General features: G+C 70.7%; 21 protein-coding genes, 2 tRNA genes and 1 riboswitch. Of the genes, 4 read left to right on the forward strand and 19 right to left on the reverse strand.

Annotated features, from left to right (window positions below):
• From F816_RS0104650 to gltX, 5 genes are all read right to left on the reverse strand, one after another.
• Positions 1–244, reverse strand: a 244-nt coding sequence (locus F816_RS0104650; RefSeq protein ID WP_019593730.1) for a transposase family protein, incomplete at its 3' end; no start/stop codon positions are given.
• A gap of 129 nt (positions 245–373) precedes the next feature.
• Positions 374–449: transfer RNA gene (locus F816_RS0104655), tRNA-Glu, on the reverse strand.
• A 31-nt stretch (positions 450–480) separates the two neighbouring features.
• Positions 481–705 carry a hypothetical protein gene (locus F816_RS0104660; protein WP_019568239.1) on the reverse strand — a complete coding sequence of 75 codons (225 nt, stop codon included), beginning with the start codon at positions 703–705 and terminating at the stop codon, positions 481–483.
• 24 nt (positions 706–729) lie between these two features.
• Positions 730–805, reverse strand: a tRNA-Ala gene (locus tag F816_RS0104665).
• 42 nt (positions 806–847) lie between these two features.
• Positions 848–2254: a glutamate--tRNA ligase gene (gene gltX, locus F816_RS0104670; protein ID WP_019593731.1), complete on the reverse strand. Its 1407-nt coding sequence runs from the start codon at positions 2252–2254 to the stop codon at positions 848–850.
• A gap of 143 nt (positions 2255–2397) precedes the next feature.
• On the opposite strand from gltX, the gene F816_RS0104675 reads away from it, so the two are divergent.
• Positions 2398–2847 (forward strand): DUF4399 domain-containing protein, encoded by a 450-nt coding sequence (locus F816_RS0104675; protein WP_019593732.1) that lies wholly within the window; start codon positions 2398–2400, stop codon positions 2845–2847.
• Between the two features lie 64 nt (positions 2848–2911).
• Here F816_RS0104675 and F816_RS0104680 read toward each other — a convergent pair whose 3' ends face one another.
• Positions 2912–3916 (reverse strand): cytochrome-c peroxidase, encoded by a 1005-nt coding sequence (locus tag F816_RS0104680; protein WP_019593733.1) that lies wholly within the window; start codon positions 3914–3916, stop codon positions 2912–2914.
• A gap of 199 nt (positions 3917–4115) precedes the next feature.
• A riboswitch (cobalamin riboswitch) is annotated at positions 4116–4329 on the forward strand.
• 113 nt (positions 4330–4442) lie between these two features.
• Here F816_RS0104680 and F816_RS0104685 point away from each other — a divergent pair.
• Both F816_RS0104685 and F816_RS0104690 read left to right on the forward strand, forming a co-directional pair.
• The gene (locus F816_RS0104685) at positions 4443–5567 is read left to right on the forward strand and encodes a porin (RefSeq protein ID WP_038085375.1); all 1125 of its coding nucleotides are present in this window, start codon (positions 4443–4445) and stop codon (positions 5565–5567) included.
• A gap of 20 nt (positions 5568–5587) precedes the next feature.
• On the forward strand, positions 5588–6148 hold the full coding sequence (locus F816_RS0104690) for a cytochrome c (protein ID WP_019593735.1): 561 nt from the start codon (positions 5588–5590) through the stop codon (positions 6146–6148).
• A 108-nt stretch (positions 6149–6256) separates the two neighbouring features.
• On the opposite strand, the gene cobM is transcribed toward F816_RS0104690, so the two are convergent.
• The 3 genes from cobM to F816_RS0104705 are packed head-to-tail and all read right to left on the reverse strand — an operon-like array spanning position 6257 to position 8693.
• Positions 6257–7021 (reverse strand): precorrin-4 C(11)-methyltransferase, encoded by a 765-nt coding sequence (gene cobM / locus F816_RS0104695; RefSeq protein WP_019593736.1) that lies wholly within the window; start codon positions 7019–7021, stop codon positions 6257–6259.
• Positions 7021–7479 carry a cobalamin biosynthesis protein gene (locus F816_RS0104700; protein ID WP_019593737.1) on the reverse strand — a complete coding sequence of 153 codons (459 nt, stop codon included), beginning with the start codon at positions 7477–7479 and terminating at the stop codon, positions 7021–7023. Before F816_RS0104700 ends, cobM begins: the two co-directional genes overlap by 1 nt.
• Positions 7458–8693, reverse strand: coding sequence for a bifunctional cobalt-precorrin-7 (C(5))-methyltransferase/cobalt-precorrin-6B (C(15))-methyltransferase (locus tag F816_RS0104705; RefSeq protein WP_026333126.1), 1236 nt, complete (start codon positions 8691–8693; stop codon positions 7458–7460). The genes F816_RS0104700 and F816_RS0104705 overlap by 22 nt, the downstream gene beginning before the upstream one ends.
• A 4-nt stretch (positions 8694–8697) precedes the next feature.
• Between F816_RS0104705 and F816_RS0104710 the strand changes: the two genes are divergently transcribed.
• Positions 8698–9510 carry a cobalt-precorrin-6A reductase gene (locus F816_RS0104710; RefSeq protein WP_026333127.1) on the forward strand — a complete coding sequence of 271 codons (813 nt, stop codon included), beginning with the start codon at positions 8698–8700 and terminating at the stop codon, positions 9508–9510.
• Here F816_RS0104710 and cobJ read toward each other — a convergent pair.
• The 10 genes from cobJ to cobO are packed head-to-tail and all read right to left on the reverse strand — an operon-like array spanning position 9483 to position 18651.
• Entirely contained in the window at positions 9483–10253 is a 771-nt protein-coding gene (gene cobJ, locus F816_RS0104715; protein WP_019593740.1) for a precorrin-3B C(17)-methyltransferase, read from the reverse strand. The genes F816_RS0104710 and cobJ overlap by 28 nt on opposite strands.
• The gene (locus F816_RS0104720; RefSeq protein ID WP_019593741.1) at positions 10250–11023 is read right to left on the reverse strand and encodes a precorrin-2 C(20)-methyltransferase; all 774 of its coding nucleotides are present in this window, start codon (positions 11021–11023) and stop codon (positions 10250–10252) included. The genes cobJ and F816_RS0104720 overlap by 4 nt, the downstream gene beginning before the upstream one ends.
• Positions 11020–11661, reverse strand: coding sequence for a precorrin-8X methylmutase (locus tag F816_RS0104725; RefSeq protein ID WP_019593742.1), 642 nt, complete (start codon positions 11659–11661; stop codon positions 11020–11022). Before F816_RS0104725 ends, F816_RS0104720 begins: the two co-directional genes overlap by 4 nt.
• Positions 11648–13066: a precorrin-3B synthase gene (gene cobG / locus F816_RS0104730; RefSeq protein WP_019593743.1), complete on the reverse strand. Its 1419-nt coding sequence runs from the start codon at positions 13064–13066 to the stop codon at positions 11648–11650. The genes F816_RS0104725 and cobG overlap by 14 nt, the downstream gene beginning before the upstream one ends.
• Positions 13063–13848, reverse strand: a complete 786-nt coding sequence (locus F816_RS0104735; RefSeq protein ID WP_019593744.1) for an ABC transporter permease — start codon at positions 13846–13848, stop codon at positions 13063–13065. Before F816_RS0104735 ends, cobG begins: the two co-directional genes overlap by 4 nt.
• On the reverse strand, positions 13845–14795 hold the full coding sequence (locus F816_RS0104740; protein WP_019593745.1) for an ABC transporter ATP-binding protein: 951 nt from the start codon (positions 14793–14795) through the stop codon (positions 13845–13847). Before F816_RS0104740 ends, F816_RS0104735 begins: the two co-directional genes overlap by 4 nt.
• Complete coding sequence (locus F816_RS0104745; protein WP_026333131.1) at positions 14792–15895, reverse strand: cobalt-precorrin-5B (C(1))-methyltransferase; 1104 nt, start codon at positions 15893–15895, stop codon at positions 14792–14794. Before F816_RS0104745 ends, F816_RS0104740 begins: the two co-directional genes overlap by 4 nt.
• Before the next feature lie 22 nt (positions 15896–15917).
• Positions 15918–16739, reverse strand: a complete 822-nt coding sequence (gene cobA, locus F816_RS0104750; RefSeq protein ID WP_019593747.1) for a uroporphyrinogen-III C-methyltransferase — start codon at positions 16737–16739, stop codon at positions 15918–15920.
• Complete coding sequence (locus F816_RS0104755) at positions 16736–18040, reverse strand: cobyrinate a,c-diamide synthase (RefSeq protein WP_019593748.1); 1305 nt, start codon at positions 18038–18040, stop codon at positions 16736–16738. The genes cobA and F816_RS0104755 overlap by 4 nt, the downstream gene beginning before the upstream one ends.
• On the reverse strand, positions 18037–18651 hold the full coding sequence (gene cobO, locus F816_RS0104760; protein ID WP_019593749.1) for a cob(I)yrinic acid a,c-diamide adenosyltransferase: 615 nt from the start codon (positions 18649–18651) through the stop codon (positions 18037–18039). The genes F816_RS0104755 and cobO overlap by 4 nt, the downstream gene beginning before the upstream one ends.
• Positions 18652–18705 lie beyond the last annotated feature (54 nt).

The raw sequence follows: 18705 nt of genomic DNA on the forward strand, positions 1-18705 counted from the left end.
ACACGCGGCGACGCGGCACCACCAGTACCACCCGGTACTCAAACAGAGGAAGATCCCGCACCCGCCGCAGCGTCGTCTCGTGCACCTGCCGGGTCCGATGACCGCAGCGTTCGCAGTGCATCCACTGCCGCGTCGGCTTCAGGTGCAGCTCCAGCGTGCCGCCGGCCTCCTCCGGCCAAACTGCACGCTCCAGCCGATAGCCTTCCCAGCCGCCCAGCTTCTGCAACGTCTTCTTGTCCAGCATCGCTCTCTCCCGTGTCCTTCCTGGCTCCACGTGAGACTACGATGCCCTTCAGCGGTCGAACACCTCCCCGGTATCCTTCGATGAACCAAAAAAAGGCCCGAACCTTGCGGTTCGGGCCTTTTCGGGATATGGCGTCCCCACGGGGATTCGAACCCCGGTCGCCGCCGTGAAAGGGCGGTGTCCTAGGCCTCTAGACGATGGGGACGTAGAGGCAACGTCTTCTTCTTACTTTCGTCTTACTCGGGTGGGCCCTTGGGCCGGTCTTCCTCGCTACCTGGTGCGCGATGCAGAAGCGTCGTCACCAGACCGTTGAACACCAGCAAAAACCCGACCGGTACCAGCGCGATGAGGGGCTTCGACCAGGTCTGTTCCCCGGTGAGCATCAGCCCGAATCCGCCGATCAATCCGATCACTGCCAGCACCAATCCAACGTAGAGCGATATGACTCCAAAACGATGCATTAATGAACTCGCAGTACCCCTGAGTGGTGGAGCCAGGCGGGATCGAACCGCCGACCTCCTGCATGCCATGCAGGCGCTCTCCCAGCTGAGCTATGGCCCCGTGTCAGGCGAGCGCGTACTGTAGCCAGCACCCCCAAATGTGTCAACCCGCTGCGGCGGAAATTTTCTGCAACGCACGGTCGATACGGGCCAGAACGCGCTCGCGACCAATGAGCACCAACGTGTCATCGATGGGCGGGGACACCGTACCGCCGGTCAGGGCCACGCGCAGGGGCTGCGCCACCTTGCCGAGCTTGAGCTCCAGGCGCTCGCCGGTGTGCACCACCACCTCGTGCAGCGCCTCCTTCTCCCACGCCCCGAGAGCGCTGAAGCCATCGTGCAGGGTTTGCAGCACGGGCTGCGCCTCGGCGGTCAGCTGCTTGCGCGCCGCCTTCTCGTCGTAGTCCTCGAACTCACGATAGAAATACACACTGTTTTCGGCCATCTCGCGCAGGGTACGCGCCCGCTCGCGCTGTGCGATGACCACGTCGCGCAGTTCCGGCCCTTCGGAGGGATCGATCCCCAGCTGTCCCAGGTGCCAGCCCAGTTCCAGCGCGACGTGGTCCGGGTCCAGCGTCTTGATGTAGTGCTGGTTCAGCCACAGGAGCTTGTCCGGGTTGATGGCGGAGGCGGACTGGTTCACGTCCTTGATATCGAACAGGCGAACCAGTTCGTCCAGTCCGAAGATCTCCTGGTCGCCATGCGCCCAGCCCAGGCGCACCAGATAGTTGAGCAGGGCCTCCGGCAGGTAGCCCTCGTCACGGTACTGCATGACCGACACCGCGCCGTGGCGTTTGGACAGCTTGGCGCCGTCGGGCCCCATGATCATCGGCAGGTGGCCATAGCGCGGCGGCTCCACGCCCAGCGCCTTGAGGATGTTGATCTGGCGCGGCGTGTTGTTCAGGTGGTCATCCCCGCGCACCACGTGGGTGATGCCCATGTCCATGTCGTCCACCACCACCGTCAGGTTGTAGGTCGGCGAGCCATCCGAGCGGGCGATGATGAGATCATCCAGCTCGTGATTCTGGAACGCGACCTTGCCGCGCACCATGTCGTCAACGACCGTCACGCCCTCGTCCGGCGTGCGAAAGCGAATGACCGGCTCCACGCCCTCGCGCGGCTCGGTACGGGCGCGGCAGCGACCGTCGTAGCGCGGCTTCTCCTTGCGCGCCTTCTGCTCCTCGCGCATGGCGTCCAGCTCATCCTTCGAGCAGTAACAGCGATAGGCGTGGCCGGCGGCCATCAGCTGGTCGATCACCTCCCGGTACCGGTCGAAGCGCTCGGTCTGGTAGAAGGGGCCGTGGTCGTAGGTCAGACCGAGCCAGTTCATGCCCTCCAGGATCGCGTTCACCGACTCCGCAGTGCTGCGCTCCAGATCGGTGTCCTCGATGCGGAGCACGAAGTCGCCGCCGTGATGACGGGTGTACAACCAGGAGAACAATGCGGTACGGGCACCACCAATGTGCAGATAACCGGTGGGACTGGGGGCAAAACGGGTACGGAAACTCATGCGCGGGACACTCGATTACGGGTAGTGAGCAAAGGCGCCTAGGGTAGCAGAACCCTACAGGGCGATAACCCGGTAGCGCGGTTTCCACCGGCTATACTCGAGACAGGCCAACACACGGGCCCCTATCGCCCGAAGGAGTCGTGATGAAATCCGTTTCGCTCACCCGCCTCGCGACCATCGCTCTGGTCACTGGAGGATTCGCCCTAGCCGCAAGCAGTGCGGCCAGCACGGACCGCGTTCCGGCGCCCGAAGGAGCCAAGGTGTACTTCATCAGCCCGCAGGATGGCGACACCATCGAGAGTCCCGTGCGGATCCAGATGGGCCTGCGCGGCATGGGCGTGGCCCCGGCCGGCGTCGAGGCCGACAACACCGGGCATCACCACCTGTTGGTGAACCAGCCGCTGGACGAGGTCGACCTGGATGCCTCGCTCCCCTTCTCCGACCACAAGCGCCACTTCGGAGGCGGTCAGACCGAAGGCGAGATCGAACTGGAGCCGGGTACTCACACCCTGCAATTGCTCTTCATGGACTACCGCCACCTCAGCTTCGACCCGCCAGTGACCTCCGACAAGATCACCATCACCGTCGAATAGGCGACACAAAAAAGCCCCCTCCGGACCCGGAGGGGGCTTGGCATCGCCAGTGGCGACCGGTCGCTTACGGCAGTGACGGGATCTCGAACTGCGGCATGTCACCGGTCAGCGCATGCATGAAGGCCTCCAGGTCCGCAACTTCATCGTCGCTGAACTCCATGCCCAGCATCTCCTGCCCCATGATGCGGATCGCCTCGTCCAGCGTAGCGGTCTCGCCGTTGTTCATGTAGGGATAGGTCAGCGCCACATTGCGCAGGGTCGGGGTCTTGAACGCGAAGCGGTCGCTCTCCTCGCCGGTGACCAGGTAGCGGCCCTCGTCCTCGGAGCCCGGCACCTGGATGCGATGGAAGTTGCTGTCGGTCAGCGCTGGGCCACGGTGACAAGCCACACAGCCGTTATCGGCGAAGAGTTTCATTCCGCGCATCTGCTGCTCGGACATTGCGCCCTCGTCACCCACCAGCCAACGATCCAGCGGCGAATTCGGCGTGTTCAGGGTGCGCTGGAAGGTCGCCAGGGCCTTGGCCACGTGATCGCTGTTGATCACGTTGTCGCCATCATAATCCGGATAGGCGGCCTCGAACTTCTCCTGATACTCGTTGAATTCTTCCAGCCGTTCGATCGCCTCTTCCAGAGGCATCGCCATCTCGATCGCATCCTGGATCGGGCCCAGCGCCTGGCCTTCCAGGTCGTCCTCACGGCCATCCCAGAACTGCGCGGTGAAGAACCCGGAGTTCAGCACGGTCGGGGTGTTGCGTTCGCCCACCTGGCCGTCATGGCCCACCGCGCGCGGAATCCGGTCCGCCCAGCCCAGCGCCGGGTTGTGGCAGGTCGCGCAGGAGATCACACCGGAGCTGGAGATGCGCGGCTCGAAGAACAGCATCTTGCCCAACTCGATCTTCTCCTTGGTCATGGAGTTATCGGCAGGGATCGGCGGCAACGCCGGCAGCGGCTCGAACACATCCCGGTACTGGGAGTAATCGGTATCCGCGACGGCGGGTGCGGCCACGCCCAGTGCCAGGGCGGTGCAGGCCGAAAGGATGGCGCTGCGCAGATAGGAACGTCGGATCATGGCGGGTCTCCCTGAGATTGGATCAGCATCGGCGAAGACCGATATAGACTCGGTCCAAACCACCTGAATCCCACCCTATCGACCCGGGATTCGATCGACCAGCGAAATCGCCCCCACCGTTGATCCAGATCAATCAACCCGGTTCGTCGTTCATGAAGCGCGCCTCTTGCCAGCCTCGTTGGCCCCCAGTAACCTGCGCCCCGCCTCCAGGTGCCCTGGCGTTCCATCGCCGGGGATAATCGGGAAGCCGGTGCGCGAACACCCTTTCGCAATGCCGGCACTGCCCCCGCAACGGTAGGTGAAGACAACGGATCGAGAACCACTGCGCCGCGACCCGGCGTGGGAAGGCGATCCGCCCGGGCACCCCGCCCGCTTCACGAGTCCGGAGACCGGCCAGGAGGGAACCCGACGCTGCGGTGGGCAAGCGGGCGGGTCGGGCTTCTGTGTCTACTCCCCGACCTCCCCTGGCTGACCCTGCGTCGTTCCATCCACGACGCACGGGGTGTGCGTCCCAGGGAGACAAACCTTGAACAAACCGACTCGACGACCCGGCCGATTGCCACTCCTGGCTCCGGCCCCGACCCTTCTCGGCCTGTTGATCGCCAGTGGCGGGGCTTCCCCCCTCCAGGCACAGTTCGAACTCGGCAGTGAAGCCGACGGGCTCGCCGTCACACTGGACCCGCTCATCCAGGGCCGCTACGCCATCGAGCGTGGCGAGGAGGACGCCACCAGCGAATTCGACTTTCGCCGCGCCTGGCTGGATACCACGGGCACTCTCTTCCATCCCGATCTGAGCTTCCGCCTGCAGCCCGACTTCAGTAGCGGCGAGCTCTCAATGCGCGATATCTGGCTCCAATACTCGCTGACCGAGTCCCTCAACCTGCGCGCCGGCCAGTTCACCGTACCCTTCGGCCTGCCGCGGGACATTGGGGGACCCAACCGCCTGTTCACCGAACTGAGCATCGCAGGGAACCAGTTCGAGGTTCCGGCCGGACGGGATACCGGTGTCACGCTTCTGGGGGGTAATGGCGAGGACCGGGCATGGGCCGTCGGCGTGTTCGATGGCCGCGGCCGCCTGGACCAGCGGGACGACCGCCCATCCACCTCCGGCCACCTGTTCAGCGCCCGCGGGGCCTGGGCACCCGTGGGTGCGGTCCCGCGCGACAACACCACGGTCGGCAAGCCCGTGGAGCGCACGCTGGCCCTGGGCGCCGGCCTGCAGGCGGCGAATCGCAACCACCTGCGCGACTGGACTCGCGGGCGGGAAGACCGGGTGGACCAGCAGCGCGCCGACTGGGTCACCGCAACGGCCGACAGCGTCGTCAAGTTTGCCCGCACCGCGATCTCATTTGCCGCCTTCCGCCGCGACGTATCGCCCGATCACGGACCCTCCTACCACGACCTGGGCGCCGAACTCGAGCTGGCCCAGGCACTGCCCTGGGAGGGGATCGAGGTCGCCGCACGCCACGCTGTGCTGCGCCACGACGCCGGCGACGACCTCGGCACCGACGAGCGCTGGCAGCGCGAGTGGGGCGCCGGCCTTAACTGGTATCACCGCGGCCAGCGACAGAAGACCCAATTGATGTGGCTGGACCGCGATGCCGACACCTCGGCCTGGGAACTGCACCTCCAGCACCAGTTCCGCTTCTGACACCGGAAAGGAGATCCGACATGACTCGAACCACCTTTACACCGGCCCTGTGGGTGACCGGCCTTGCCCTGATCCTGTTCGCCGGAACTGGCTCCGCCAGCGACGGCGAGGTCACGGTCCCGGTGCCCGGGCCCTGGGGCGACGACTACAGCGAGACCCTGGACGACCCGGCCACGGTGGACGCCACCGAGGCCTTCCAGCGCTTCCGCCAGCAAAGCATGCAGGGCACCTCGGCCACCTACCGCAGCATCGAGCAGATCCTGCGTTATGACGCACCGTTCGCCGAGCGCCTGCCCGAGCTGGCCGACGAACTGGCGCGGCGGGCCGACGACATCGGCACCTGGTTCGCGCGCGAGACCCCGGCGCGGGACGGCGAACCCGGCGCTCTGCCCGCAGCCTGGGGGGACCCGGAGTTCGCCGAATACAAGGTGTCTTACCGCGAGGCGGCGACCGAGCTACAAAGGAAGGTGGATGCGGCTGAAGACCTGGAGGACCCGGCGTTCCAGCTCCGCGCTACCGAGGCGCTGAACGGCGTACGCCACCATTGCCTGGCCTGCCACGACAACTTCCGACGCCGCTGATTCCCGCGACCACTACGGGGCCGCCGCGTGGCGGCCCCTTCGCCTGCAAGCAGGCTCCTACGTGGCAAGAAACCGTAGGAGCCTGCTTGCAGGCGAACACCCTGCCCCTCAGTCGCAATCCATGCCGCGATAGCGGCGCACGTGCGCCGGGTCGTACAGGGCGCTGTCACGGAAATCGTCCGGGTCCAGCGCCGGCCCCACCAGGATCAGCGCCGAACGCCGCGTCGTCAGTGTCTCCGCCCGTTCCACGATGTTGCCCAGCGAACCGCGCACCACGGTCTCGTCCGGCCAGCTGGCGCGAAACACGATCGCCACCGGGCAGTCGCAGCCATAGTGCGGCCGCAGGTCGTCCACCACTGCCTGCAGGTTGTGCAGCGACAGGTGGATCGCCAGGGTGGCCCCGGTCGCCGCGAAGCTCGTCAATTGCTCGCGTTCCGGCATCGACGACGCCCGCCCCGGCGTGCGCGTCAGCACCACCGATTGCGCCACCTCCGGCACGGTCAGCTCGCGCCCCAGGGTCGCGGCCGCGGCGGAGAACGCCGGCACGCCGGGCGTGATGCTGTAGTCGATCCCCGCCGCCTCCAGACGGCGAATCTGCTCGCCCAGCGCGCTGTACACCGACAGGTCGCCGGAGTGCAGGCGCGCCACATCCTGACCCGCCGCGTGGGCGCGTTCGATCTCCTCCATGATCGCGTCCAGCGTCAGCGGCGCGGTGTTGACCACCCGCGCCCCCTCCGGGGCATGTTCCAGCACCGCCTCCGGCACCAGCGAACCGGCGTACAGGCACACCGGGCAGGCGGCGATGCGATCGCGCCCGCGCAGGGTCAGCAGATCCGCCGCACCGGGGCCCGCTCCGACAAAATGAACCGTCATCACTGCTCCTCGAATTCACCAAACGTTTCCACCACGGCCACGGCACAGCTGGCCCGCGGCGACAGACGGCGCGGCAGCAGCAGCCGCGCGCCCTTGCCGGCCGCCGCCAGCGCCGCCGCCTCGGCCGCCGAGCCGACCCCGGCGACGGCCCGCGCGCGCGCCGACTCCGTGCGCAATGCGCCGTCGCAATCCGTCAGCGCCGCCGCCGACGGGAACACCAGCGCCAGCTCCAGCCCTCGTGCCACTGTCGCCAGCATGTGGCTGTCGCGCTTGTGCGCCGGCGCCGCCAGCTGCCGGGCCTCGATCCCCGCGACGCGCTGCGCCGGCAGCACGGCGCGGGCCGCGGCCAGCGTCTCGCGGATCAGGCCCTCCAGCTCCTCGGCGGCACAAGCCGAGGCGAAGCCGACACCGGGCACCAGCCGAACCCCGGCCGTATTCAGGTGACGCGCAGCGACCACAGCGTCACCGGCCGCAGCGGCTTCCAGCCCGTCATCCCGCCCAGCGGTTCCGCGCGGCTCACGTTGATGCGGGTCAGTTCGCCGCCGTGGCGCTCCTGCGCCGCCGCCAGCACCGCATCGCCCTCGACGGTCACGCTGTTGGCCACCAGACGGCCGCCCGGGCGCAGGCTCTCCACGCAGTGTTCCACCAGCCCCGGCGTGGTCAGGCCCCCGCCGATGAAGATCGCGTCGGGCGGCGCCAGGCCGTCCAGGGCCTCCGGCGCGCGCCCGTGAACACATTGCAGGGCCGGCACCCCCAGCGCGCTGGCATTGCGCCCGATCCGTTCCAGACGCTCCGCACGCGGTTCGATGGCCACGGCGCGGTTGTCCGCATCCGCCAGCGTCCACTCGATGCCGATGGAGCCGGAACCGGCGCCGATATCCCACAGCCGCTCGCCGCGACCGGGGGCCAGCAGGGCCAGGGTCACCGCGCGCACCTCGCGCTTGGTGATCTGGCCGTCCTGCTCGAACTGCGCCTCCGGGCGTCCGGCGCTGGCCGCGATCACCGCGGCGCTCGGCGCCGCGCGGCATTCCAGGGCGATGGTATTCAGGGGATCCACCGCGACCTCGGGCCAATCCTGCGCGGTGGCGCTCACCTCGCCCTCGGCCGCCGCGCCCAGCTGCTCCAGCACGGTCAGGGTCGAGGCGCCGAAGCCCAGCTCGCACAGCCAGCGCGCCAGCTCCCCGGGGGTCTCGCCGTCGCGACTCAGGATCAGCAGGCGTGCGCCGTCGTGCAGCCAGGGCCTCAGCGCCTCCATCGGCCGCCCGTGCACCGACAGGCACCGGGTCTGCTGCAGCGGCCAGCCCATATGCGCGGCGGCCAGGCTGAACGCCGACGGTGCCGGGAACACCCGCGTGGCCTCCACCGGAAACCGCCGCATCAGGGTCGCGCCCACCCCGAACCAGAAGGGGTCGCCGCTGGCGAGCACGCACAGCGGCCGCCCGGCGCGCGCCTCGATCCAGTCCAGCGCGGTCTCCAGCGGCGACGGCCACACCAGGCGCTCCTGCTCCGGCTGCTCCGGCAGCATCTCCAGATGCCGCGCACCCCCGATCACCGTGGTCGCCCGCGCCACCGCCTCGTGGGCCTCCGGCGCCAGCCCCGACAGCCCGTCCGCACCCACGCCGACGATGTTCAGCCATGGCGTCCGTGCGCTCGGCCTCGCTACACTTGTCATCCTCATGACCTCCCGTTCATCCCCTTCCACGCACGAACCGCGCCCGCGGCGGGTGCTGGTGCTGGGCGGCACCACCGAGGCCGCGGCACTGGAACCGCTGCTGGACGGCCACCCGCGGTGGCAGGCCACCGTCTCGCTGGCCGGGCGCACGCGCAAGCCGGCGCCCTCGCGGCTGCCACGGCGCAGCGGCGGGTTCGGCGGCGCCGACGGCCTGGCCGCGTACCTGCGCGAACACGCGATCGACGCCCTGGTGGACGCCACCCACCCGTTCGCGCGGCAGATCTCGGCCAACGCGGCCGCCGCCACGCGCCAGGCCGGCGTGCCCCTGGCCCGCCTGACCCGGCCCGCGTGGGAGGCGGGGCCCGGGGACCACTGGGTGCGCGTGCCCGATCTGGAGGCCGCCGCGCGCGCCCTGCCGCCGCTCGGCCGGCGCGTGCTGCTGACCACCGGCCGCCAGCATCTGGAGGCGTTCGAGGCCGCGCCCGCGCTGGACTACGTGATCCGCACCATCGACCCGCCCGAGCCGCCGCCGGCCCTGCCCCGGGTCACCTGGCTCCACACCCGCGGCCCGTTCACCGTGGCCGACGAACGCCGCCTGCTGGACGAACACGCCATCGACGTGCTGGTGACCAAGGACAGCGGCGGCGCGGCCACCGCCGCCAAGCTGCAGGCGGCCCGCGAACGCGGCATCCCGGTGGTGATGGTGGAGCGCCCGCCGGATGCCCCCGGCGTGCCCCGCTTGCACACCCCGCAGGCGGTCCTCGACTGGCTGCAGGACCTGCCGCTCACTCACGGCGCGTCCGGCGCCTCGACATAGCGCGGGGTGTACACGTGCCGCCGGCCCGACGGGCGTTCCACCACCCGGGTGGACGCGGCGCCGACGATCACCAGCGTGCTCATGTTGGCCGCGGCCGGGTCCACCGCGCCGAGGCTGGACACCTGCACCTCTTCGCGTTCGCCGCGGCCCACCGCGGTGGCCAGCACCACCAGGGTGTCCGGTCCCTGGACCTCGCGCACGATGTCCAGCGCCGCGCCCAGCTGCCAGGGCCGCGCACGCGAGATCGGGTTGTAGAAGGCCATGGCGAAATCGGCCTCGGCCGCCAGCCGCACCCGGCGCTCGATCAGCGGCCACGGCTTGAGGTTGTCCGACAGCGAGATCGCGCAGAAGTCGTTGCCCAGCGGCGCCCCCAGCTGCGCGGCGGCCGCCTGCATCGCCGACAGCCCCGGGGCCACCTCCACCTCGACCGCGTCCCAGCGCCCCGGCTCGGCGCCGTCCAGGGCCTCGAAGATCGCGGCCGCCATCGCGAACACGCCGGGGTCGCCACCGGAGATCACCGCCACGTCGCGCCCCTCGGCGGCCATGTCCAGGGCATGCGCCGCGCGCGCCAGTTCCTCGCGGTTGTCCGAGGCATGCACGCGGTGCTGCGCCCCGGCCACCCGCTCCAGATACGGCCCGTAGCCCACCAGGTCGCTGGCGCGCTCGAGGATCGCGGTCACCTCCGGGGTGATCCATTCCGGCCCGGCCGGGCCGACCCCGACCACGGTCAGTCGCCCGCTCATCGCCGCACCCCCTCGCCGTGGATCACCAGCAGGGAGAAATACGGCGCCACCTCGGGCGCCTCGGCCAGCGGCCGCACCCGTTCCTCGTCGAAGCTCGCGCGTTCGATGTACCAGGCGCGCGCACTCAGCCCCAGGCGATCCAGCACGCGGCGGATCTTCGGCAGCTGCTTGCCCAGCTTCATGATCACCGCCGCCTGCGCGGGCCTGAGCGCGGCCTCCAGCTCCGCCTCCGGCAATGTCCCCGGCACGATACTCAGGGTGTCGTCGCGCATCACCAGCGGGGTCGGCAGTTGCGCGGCCGCGGCGAGCGGCGAGATCACCCCCGGCACCACCTCGCTGCGAAAGCGCTCGCGCAGGCGCAGGTGCACGTGCATGAACGAGCCGTAGAAGTACGGATCACCCTCGTTGAGCACGCAGACCGAACGCCCGGCCTCCAGATGCGTCGCCAGGCGCGCGGCCGCTTCGTCGAAGAACGCCTCGATCCGCTCGCGGTAGCTGTCCTCCTCGTGGGCGATCTCGTTGGTCACCGGATACACCAGCGCCTCCTCGATCTGCCCGGGCCGAATATGCGCGTCGGCGATGCGTCGCGCCTGTCCCGTGGTCCCGCGCTTGCAGAAATACGCCACCACCGGCGCCTCGCCGATGCGCCGCGCGGCGCGGAAGGTCATCAGTTCGGGATCCCCCGGACCGGTGCCCACGCCGCAGAGCACCCCGGGTTCGATGGTTCCGGGTTCGATCGTTCCGGGCTCGTGGGTTCCGGGCGCACTCATGCCGGCTCCCTCCCGAGGCCGTTGACCGCCCCGGCGGTGATCGCGCTGCCGCCGCGGCGCCCGGCCACGGTCAGGTATTCCAGTCCGAACGGGTTGTCCTCCAGCGCCTGCTTGCTCTCCACCGCACCAACAAACCCCACCGGGATGCCGATCACCGCGGCCGGGCGCGGCGCGCCGTCGCGCAGCATCTCCAGCAGGCGGAACAGCGCGGTGGGCGCATTGCCGATCGCGACCACCGCGCCCGCAAGCTCCGGACGCCACAGCTCCATCGCCGCCGCACTGCGGGTATTGCCCAGCTCCTGCGCCAGTTCCGGCACGCGCGGGTCGCGCAGGGTGCAGCGCACCGGGTTGTCCGCCGGCAGGCGTGCGCGGGTGATGCCGTGGGCCACCATCTCGCTGTCGCACAGCACCGGGGCGCCCGCCTCCAGCGCCGCGCGGATCGCGGCCCCGACCCCGGCGGAGTACCGGATGTCCTGCGCCAGATCGGGCATGCCGCAGCTGTGGATCATGCGCTCCACCGCCGCCACCAGGTCAGGCGGAAAGCGCTCCAGATCCGCCTCCGCGCGGATGATCGCGAAGGATTCCGCATAGATCGCGGCCCCGCTGCGCTCGTAGCTCCAGGCCTCAGTTTCCGTCACGCTCTTCCTCCTCGTGGTTCGCCGCTTGCGCGGCCTCGATCCAGGCCGCCGGCCCGATCCGTTCCAGCATGGCTTGCAACTCCTCTCCAGAATTTCGTTGACGCACGAACGCCCGCTCCAGCGCCGCGACCCGGGCGCGCACCTGCGCCGGGGTCAGCCCCGTCCACTCGCGGGCCTGCCCGTCCGGCAGGCGCAGCGCGAGGGCATGGCCATCCGCGCGCGCGGTCACGTCGACAACCCCCTGCTCCGGCACCGCGCAGCGTTTCTCGCAGGCGGAGACATGCAGCCGCATCCCGCTCGCGACCAGGGCCGGCATGCATTCCACCAGCGCGGCGGCCTCGGTGCGCGCCGGGATCCACGCCGCCGCACAGCCCGGCTGTCCCGCGCAGGCATCCGCGCCCAGGCGCCGGTCCGCGGGGTCGGTCACGGCCCCCATTTGCGCCAGCCGGCGCTGCAGTTCCGCGGCGGCCTCCGGGGGCACGCCGGTGAGCAGCAGCGCCCGCCAGGGGGTCACGCGCAGGCCCCCGCCAAAGCCCTCCAGCCAGGTGGCCAGGGCCTCCAGCCGTGCGGCGTCGATCACGCCGAACGCAAAGGCCGCGCCCACCCAGACGCCGCCGGCCGGCGCACCAAGGCAGTCCCCGGCACGCACCGGCGAGCCGGCATCCACCACCGCGCCCGTTGCCTCCGCGTCCGCACCCGGCAGGCGCAGCGCCTGGGCCCCGGGCATGCCCAGGGCATCGCGCAGCCGCCCCGGCGGCGGATCCAGCGCGGCGCGCTGCTCCAGGAACGCGCGCAACGTGCGCACCACGGCTGCCGGGGCGCGCTCCGCCGGCACCTCGCCCAGCGGGGTCGCCGCCGCCGCGGTGCCCCCGGCCGCGAGGCGGAAGCGGGTGCCCCCGCTGGCGCACACCGGATCCAGGCGCAGGTCCGCCGGCACCCCGCGCAGCGAGGCATCCCCGCCGCCGTCGACCACCACGCCCACCTTGGCCGGCAGGTCCTGCAACGCGGGCTCGTCGAGGATCGCGGCGGTCACCGCGCTTGCCAGCGGCAGCACGTCCACCGCCGCCGGATCGAGATCCGGGGCCGGCGCCGCCAGCACGTTGCGCCGGGCCTCGCGTTCCGCCTGCGCATCCACCAGCCCGGTGGGGGCCAGGGCCGCGCGCGCGGCGTCCAGATCCGCCGCCGCCACGCCGCGCAGCTGCAGGTTGCCGCGCAGGGTCAGTTCCAGTTCGCCATTGCCCAGGCGCCGCGCGGTGGCCGCCAGCACCCGCGCCGCGGCCGCGCTCAGGCCGCCGATCGGGTGGCGCACCCGCAGCAGGTAGCCATCGCCGGTGGCCATGGGCGCGGCCACGCCGGGGCAGGCGCCGCGCACCCGCCACGGCTCGGGGGTGCCCGCGGCGCTCACGCGCGGATCCTCGTGCCGCGCGCCACCAACCACCAGGCGAGGACCGCGACCGCCAGCGAGGCCCCGGCCAGCACCGCGAAGGTGGTGGTCCAGTCCACCGCACTGTGGCCCAGCAGGCCGTGGCGGAAGCCCTCGATCACGTAATACAGCGGGTTCAGCTGCGCCACGCCCTGCCAGGGATCGGCCAGGCGCTCGATCGGATAGAACAGCCCGCCGAGATAGATCAGCGGCGTCAGCACGAAGGTGCTGATCACCGAGGTGTGGTCGAAACTGCGCGCGAACAGGCCGTTGATCAGCCCCGCCAGCGAGAACAGCACCGCGGTCAGCAGCGCGATGCCCAGCACGGCCCCGGCGTGGTGCAGCTGCAGATCGCTGAACGGCAGCGCGATCGCCAGCACCAGGGCGCCGGCCAGCAGGCCGCGCAGCATCCCGCCGGTGGCGAACCCGGCCACGATCAGCCACGGCGGCATCGGCGCCACCAGGATCTCCTCGATGTGGCGCTGCAGGCGCGCGCCGAACATCGCCAGCGTGGTGTTGGAGTAGGCGTTGGTCACCACCGCCAGCATGATCAGCCCGGGCAGGATGAAGTCGGCATAGGCCACCCCGCCCATGGTCCCGATCTCGCGCCCCACCAGATGCCCCAGCACCGCGAGGAACAGCACCGCGGTGACCAGCGACGGCAGCAGGTTCTGCAGCCAACCGCGCAGGAAGCGGCGCATCTGCTTCACCACCAGCCCGCGCCAGGCATACCAGTACAGCACGGCGTTCTCCGGACCCTTCATGCCGCCCCCTCCCCGCTGCCGCGCTCGCGCAAGAGCTCGAGGAAACGCGATTCCAGGCGATTGCCCTTCTCGCGCAGGCCGGCAATGCGCACCCCGGCGGCGGTCAGCTCGGCAAACACCGGGTTCAGCTCCGCGCCGCGCGGGACATCCACCTCCAGGGTGTGCGCATCCACCGAACGCAGCGTGCCCCGGCTCAGCGCGCCATCCAGGGCTTCCGGCTGTGCCACCGGCTCGGCCAGCTCGACCACCAGGGTCTGGAAACGCAGCCCGCGCAGCAGCTCGGCCGTGCTGCCCTCGGCGATGAACCGCCCCCCGTCGATGATGGCGAGCTGACGGCACAACCGCTCGGCCTCCTCCAGGTAATGCGTGGTCAGCAGGATGGTCACGCCATCCGCGTTCAGCTCCTGCAGCAGGGCCCAGAGGTCGTGGCGCGCCTCCAGGTCCACCCCGGCGGTGGGCTCGTCCAGCACCAGCAGGCGCGGCCGGTGTACCAGCGCCCGGGCGATCAGCAGGCGCCGCTTGAAGCCGCCGGACAGCCCCCAGGCGGTCTGCCGGCGGCGATCGGCCAGGCCCAGGCGCTCGCACAGTTCGCCGGTGCGCCGGCGCGCCTCGCGCGGGGACAGCCCGTAGTAGGCGCCCTGGGTCTCGATGATCTCGCCGACCGGCTCGAAACTGTTGAAATTGACCTCCTGCGGCACCAAACCGACCAGGCGCTTGGCGGCCACCGGCTCGCGCGCGAGGTCATGGCCGAAGACCTGCACCCGGCCGCGTTCCAGCCGCAGCAGCGAGGTCAGCAGGCCGATCAGGGTGGTCTTGCCGGCGCCATTGGGCCCCAGCAGGCCGAAGAACGCCCCCTCGTCCACCCGCAGGCTCACCCCGTCCAGGCCCACCCGGCCGCCGGCGTAGGTCTTGGCGAGGTCGTCGATGGCGATGGCCGGGACCGTCATGCCCGACCCTCGTCGCCGGCCGTGCCCACCACCCGGCCCTGGCGATCCACCGCGACCACGTCCAGCACACTATCGGACAGGCGGTAGCCCCGCGCCTGTTCCAGCGCCAGGGCCGCGATACGATCCCCCAGCGCCACGCCGGCCTCCTCGCAGGCGGCCAGGGCTTCGATGCTGGTGTTGCAGCCGCGGATGTGCCGCGCCAGCGCGGCATCCGCCCCCACCGCCTCGGCGCTGGCGGCGATGAAATCGAGATCGATGGCGCTGCTGCGGCTGTGGGTGTCCGGGTGCCCGGCGGCGAACTTGCTCAGCTTGCCGAAGCCCGCCACCAGACTGACCCGGGGCAGCGGCTGGCGCCGGAGGTACTTGAGAACGGCGCCGAAGAAGTCACCCATCTCCACCAGCCCCATCTCGTCCAGCCCGTAGCGCTCGCGCGCGACGCGCTCGCTGGTCCCGCCGGTGCAGCAGGCCACCTGCGTCAGGCCGTTGGCGCGGGCGACGTCGACCGCCTGGTGGATGGAGGCGATATAGGCGCTGCAGGAGAAGGGCCGCACGATCCCGGTGGTCCCGAGGATGGAGATCCCGCCGAGGATGCCCAGACGCGGGTTCATGGTGCGCCGGGCAATATGCTCGCCCCCGTCCACGCTGACGGTCACGCGGAAGCCGCCCGGGTGCCCGAGCTCGCGGGCCAGACGCTCCAGATGGTCGCTGATCATCTGCCGCGGCACCGGGTTGATTGCCGGTTCGCCCGGCGGCAGCATCAGCCCGGTGCGGGTCACCGTGCCCACCCCGGGCCCGGCGACGAAGGTGATGCCCGCGGTCTCCTGCGGCTCGACCCGGGTCCGGATCCATGCCCCGTGGGTCGCGTCCGGGTCATCCCCGGCATCCTTGATCACCGCGGCCTCGGCGCCACCGGGTACCAGTTCCAGCGCCGCCAGCGCGAGGCTGACCACCTGGCCGCGCGGCAGCACCACCTCGGCCGCCGCACTCCGCTCGCCGGCCAGCGCCAGGCGCGCCGCGCCCAGGGCGGCGGCCGTAGCGCTGGTGCCGGTGGTCAGGCCGGTGCGCAACGGTCCGGAGCCGTCGCGGCTCTCGGCGCGCATCGCCCCGGGTTGGGCGGCCGGTTCAACCATTGGCCACTTCGGCCGAATGCTCCGGGGTGTCCACCGCTTCCTGGTTCAGGAAGGCGGCGATGTTCCGGCGTTCGCTCACCACGTCGCCGACGATCAGCAGGCTGGGCGACTGCAGCGTCAGATCTGCGGTGCGCCGCGGCAGGTCGCCGAGGGTCCCGGTAACCACCCGCTGCCCCGGCCAGGTGCCGTGTTCCACGATCGCGGCCGGGCGCTCGGCCGGCGCCCCGGCCTCGATCAGGCCGGCGCAAATCTCCCGCAGCGGGTTCAGCCCCATGTAGATCACCACCGTCTGCCGCGGGGCGGCCAGCGCATCCCAGTCCAGCCCGGTACTGCCATTGCGCCGGTGTGCAGTCACGAACTGGCAGCGGTGGGCATGATCGCGATGGGTCAGCGGGATGCCGGCAAAGGCCGCGCAGCCGCCCGCCGCCGTGATCCCCGGGATCACCCGCACCGGGATGCCGGCCGCCGCCAGCGCCGCCGCCTCTTCGCCGCCGCGGCCGAAGACGTACGGGTCCCCGCCCTTCAGTCGCACCACGTAGCGGCCCTCGCGGGCGCGCGCGACCATCAGCGCGTTCAGGTCCTCCTGGCGCAGGCTGTGGTTGGAGCGGGCCTTGCCCACGTAGCAACGTTCGGCGCCGGGGTTGGCCATGTCGAGGATGGCCTCGGGGATCAGACGGTCATGCAGCAGCACCTCGGCATCGCGCAGCGCCGCGGCCGCATCCAGCGTCAGCAGGCCGGGATCGCCCGGACCGGCGCCCACCAGATCCACGCGACCGGCGGCGGCCGGGATGTCGTGCGGAAACGCCCGGCTCATGACGCGAACAGGGCCGCCGCCGCCTCCGGGTTGGAGGGGAACCAGGCGTGCAGGTAGGTCGCGGTCAGGCGGCCATCGCGGTACACCGCCTCGCCGGTGGAACCGGTCCCGCGCGCCCGGGTGCAGTGAGCGATCGGTTCCAGCCCGACCTCGGCGCGGGTGTGGTGGAAGGTGTGCCCACGCAGCTCGCCCTCCGGCAGCGGCGCCGCCTGCAGGCCGAGGCCCTGCAGCTTGTCCTCCAGCTGCGCGTGGCCGGGGATCAGGCCGGCCATCGCCGCGCCGTGGCCGTCGCGATCCGCCAGTTGCTCCAGCAGATAGAGGAAGCCACCGCACTCGGCCAGGATCGGCCGCCCGGCGGCGTGATGCGCGGCCAGGTCCGCCTGCAGGCGGGTATTGGCCGCCAGCGCATCCAGGTGCAGCTCGGGATAGCCGCCCGGCAGCCAGACCGCGTCCACCGCCGGCAGGCCGTCGCCGGCCACCGGGGAGAAGAACTCCAGCTGCGCCCCCTGTTCCTGCAGGAATGCCAGATTGCCGGGATAGGTAAAGGCGAACGCGGCGTCGCGCGCGATGCCGATGCGCAGCCCGTCCAGCTGCGCCGCCGGGGCGGGGGTCTCGTCGGCGCCGGCCGCGGCGGTGAAGGTCACCGGCGCCGGCAGCTCGGTTACGCCGGCCTCGGCGATCGCCGCCGCGGCCGCCTCCAGGCGCGCGTCCAGATCCTCGACTTCCCCGGCCTGCACCAGCCCCAGATGGCGGTCCGGCACGCTGAGGGCCTCGTTCCGCTGGATGGCACCGAAGAAATGCACCCCCTCCGGCATGGCATCGCGCAGCATGCGCCCGTGCCCGGGGCTGCCGGTGCGGTTGGCGATCACCCCGACAAACGGCATCTCCGGGCGCCAGGTGGACAACCCGTGCACGATGGCGCCGAAGGTGTGGGCCATGCCGCTGGCATCCACCAGCGCCAGGACCGGCAGGCCAAACTTGACCGCCAGGTCCGCCCCCGAGGGATCGCCGTCGAACAGGCCCATGGAGCCCTCGACCAGGATCAGATCGGCCTCCTGCGCGGCCTCGAAGAGCATCTGGCGACAGGCCTCCTCGCCCACCATCCACAGGTGCAGCGGGTCCACCGTATGCCCGGAGGCCTGTTCCAGGATCATCGGATCGAGGAAGTCCGGTCCGGTCTTGAACACCCGCACGCGCAACCCCCGGTTGCGGTGATAACGGGCCATCGCTGCGGTGACCGTCGTCTTGCCCTGGCCGGATGCCGGGGCCGCGACGAACGCCGCGGGGCAGCTTACGCTCACAGCTCGACCCCCTTTTGCGCCTTGATGCCGGCCTTGAAGGCATGCTTCACCATCTGGATGTCGCTAACGGTATCCGCGGCGTCGACCAGGGCCTGCGGCGCGGCGCGGCCGGTGGTGATCACGTGCTGCATCTCCGGGCGCGCGGCCAGCACCTGCAGGACCTCGTCCACGTCCAGATACTGGTACTTCAGGGCGATGTGCAGCTCGTCCAGCAGCACCATGTTCACGGCTGGATCGGTGAGCATGTCACGGGCATGGGCCCAGGCCTCCTGCGCGGCAGCGACATCCTTGTCGCGGTCCTGGGTCTCCCAGGTGTAGCCCTCGCCCATCACGTGGTACTGCACGTTGTCCTGACCGCGGAAGAAGGCCTCCTCGCCGGTGGCGAACTGGCCCTTGATGAACTGCACGATGCCCACCTGCATACCGTGGCCCAGCGCGCGGGCCACCATGCCGAAGCCGGAGGAACTCTTGCCCTTGCCGTTGCCGGTCAGCACCAGGAATACGCCGCGCTCTTCCTGCGCCTCGGCGATCCGGCGATCGATCACTTCCTTCTTGCGCGCCATGCGCTGCGCGTGGCGTTCGGCCCTGGCCGCATCGGTATCGTTGGTCATGTCGCTACACTCCTGCAGTTCGTAATAGAGAAAATGCGCACGGGTCTCGCCGGA

Origin of the sequence: Thioalkalivibrio sp. ALM2T (assembly GCF_000381505.1) — a bacterium.
Classification (GTDB): domain Bacteria; phylum Pseudomonadota; class Gammaproteobacteria; order Ectothiorhodospirales; family Ectothiorhodospiraceae; genus Thioalkalivibrio; species Thioalkalivibrio versutus.

Coding starts and splice junctions, on each gene's coding strand:
- F816_RS0104710 (WP_026333127.1), top strand. CDS start 8,698: ATGACCTCCCGTTCATCCCCTTCCACGCACGAACCGCGCCCGCGGCGG.
- F816_RS0104660 (WP_019568239.1), bottom strand. CDS start 705: ATGCATCGTTTTGGAGTCATATCGCTCTACGTTGGATTGGTGCTGGCA.
- cobJ (WP_019593740.1), bottom strand. CDS start 10,253: ATGAGCGGGCGACTGACCGTGGTCGGGGTCGGCCCGGCCGGGCCGGAA.
- cobM (WP_019593736.1), bottom strand. CDS start 7,021: ATGACGGTTCATTTTGTCGGAGCGGGCCCCGGTGCGGCGGATCTGCTG.
- gltX (WP_019593731.1), bottom strand. CDS start 2,254: ATGAGTTTCCGTACCCGTTTTGCCCCCAGTCCCACCGGTTATCTGCAC.
- F816_RS0104690 (WP_019593735.1), top strand. CDS start 5,588: ATGACTCGAACCACCTTTACACCGGCCCTGTGGGTGACCGGCCTTGCC.
- cobA (WP_019593747.1), bottom strand. CDS start 16,739: ATGAGCCGGGCGTTTCCGCACGACATCCCGGCCGCCGCCGGTCGCGTG.
- F816_RS0104705 (WP_026333126.1), bottom strand. CDS start 8,693: ATGACAAGTGTAGCGAGGCCGAGCGCACGGACGCCATGGCTGAACATC.
- F816_RS0104735 (WP_019593744.1), bottom strand. CDS start 13,848: ATGAAGGGTCCGGAGAACGCCGTGCTGTACTGGTATGCCTGGCGCGGG.
- F816_RS0104745 (WP_026333131.1), bottom strand. CDS start 15,895: ATGCGCGCCGAGAGCCGCGACGGCTCCGGACCGTTGCGCACCGGCCTG.
- F816_RS0104680 (WP_019593733.1), bottom strand. CDS start 3,916: ATGATCCGACGTTCCTATCTGCGCAGCGCCATCCTTTCGGCCTGCACC.
- cobO (WP_019593749.1), bottom strand. CDS start 18,651: ATGACCAACGATACCGATGCGGCCAGGGCCGAACGCCACGCGCAGCGC.
- F816_RS0104740 (WP_019593745.1), bottom strand. CDS start 14,795: ATGACGGTCCCGGCCATCGCCATCGACGACCTCGCCAAGACCTACGCC.
- F816_RS0104720 (WP_019593741.1), bottom strand. CDS start 11,023: ATGAGTGCGCCCGGAACCCACGAGCCCGGAACGATCGAACCCGGAACC.
- F816_RS0104675 (WP_019593732.1), top strand. CDS start 2,398: ATGAAATCCGTTTCGCTCACCCGCCTCGCGACCATCGCTCTGGTCACT.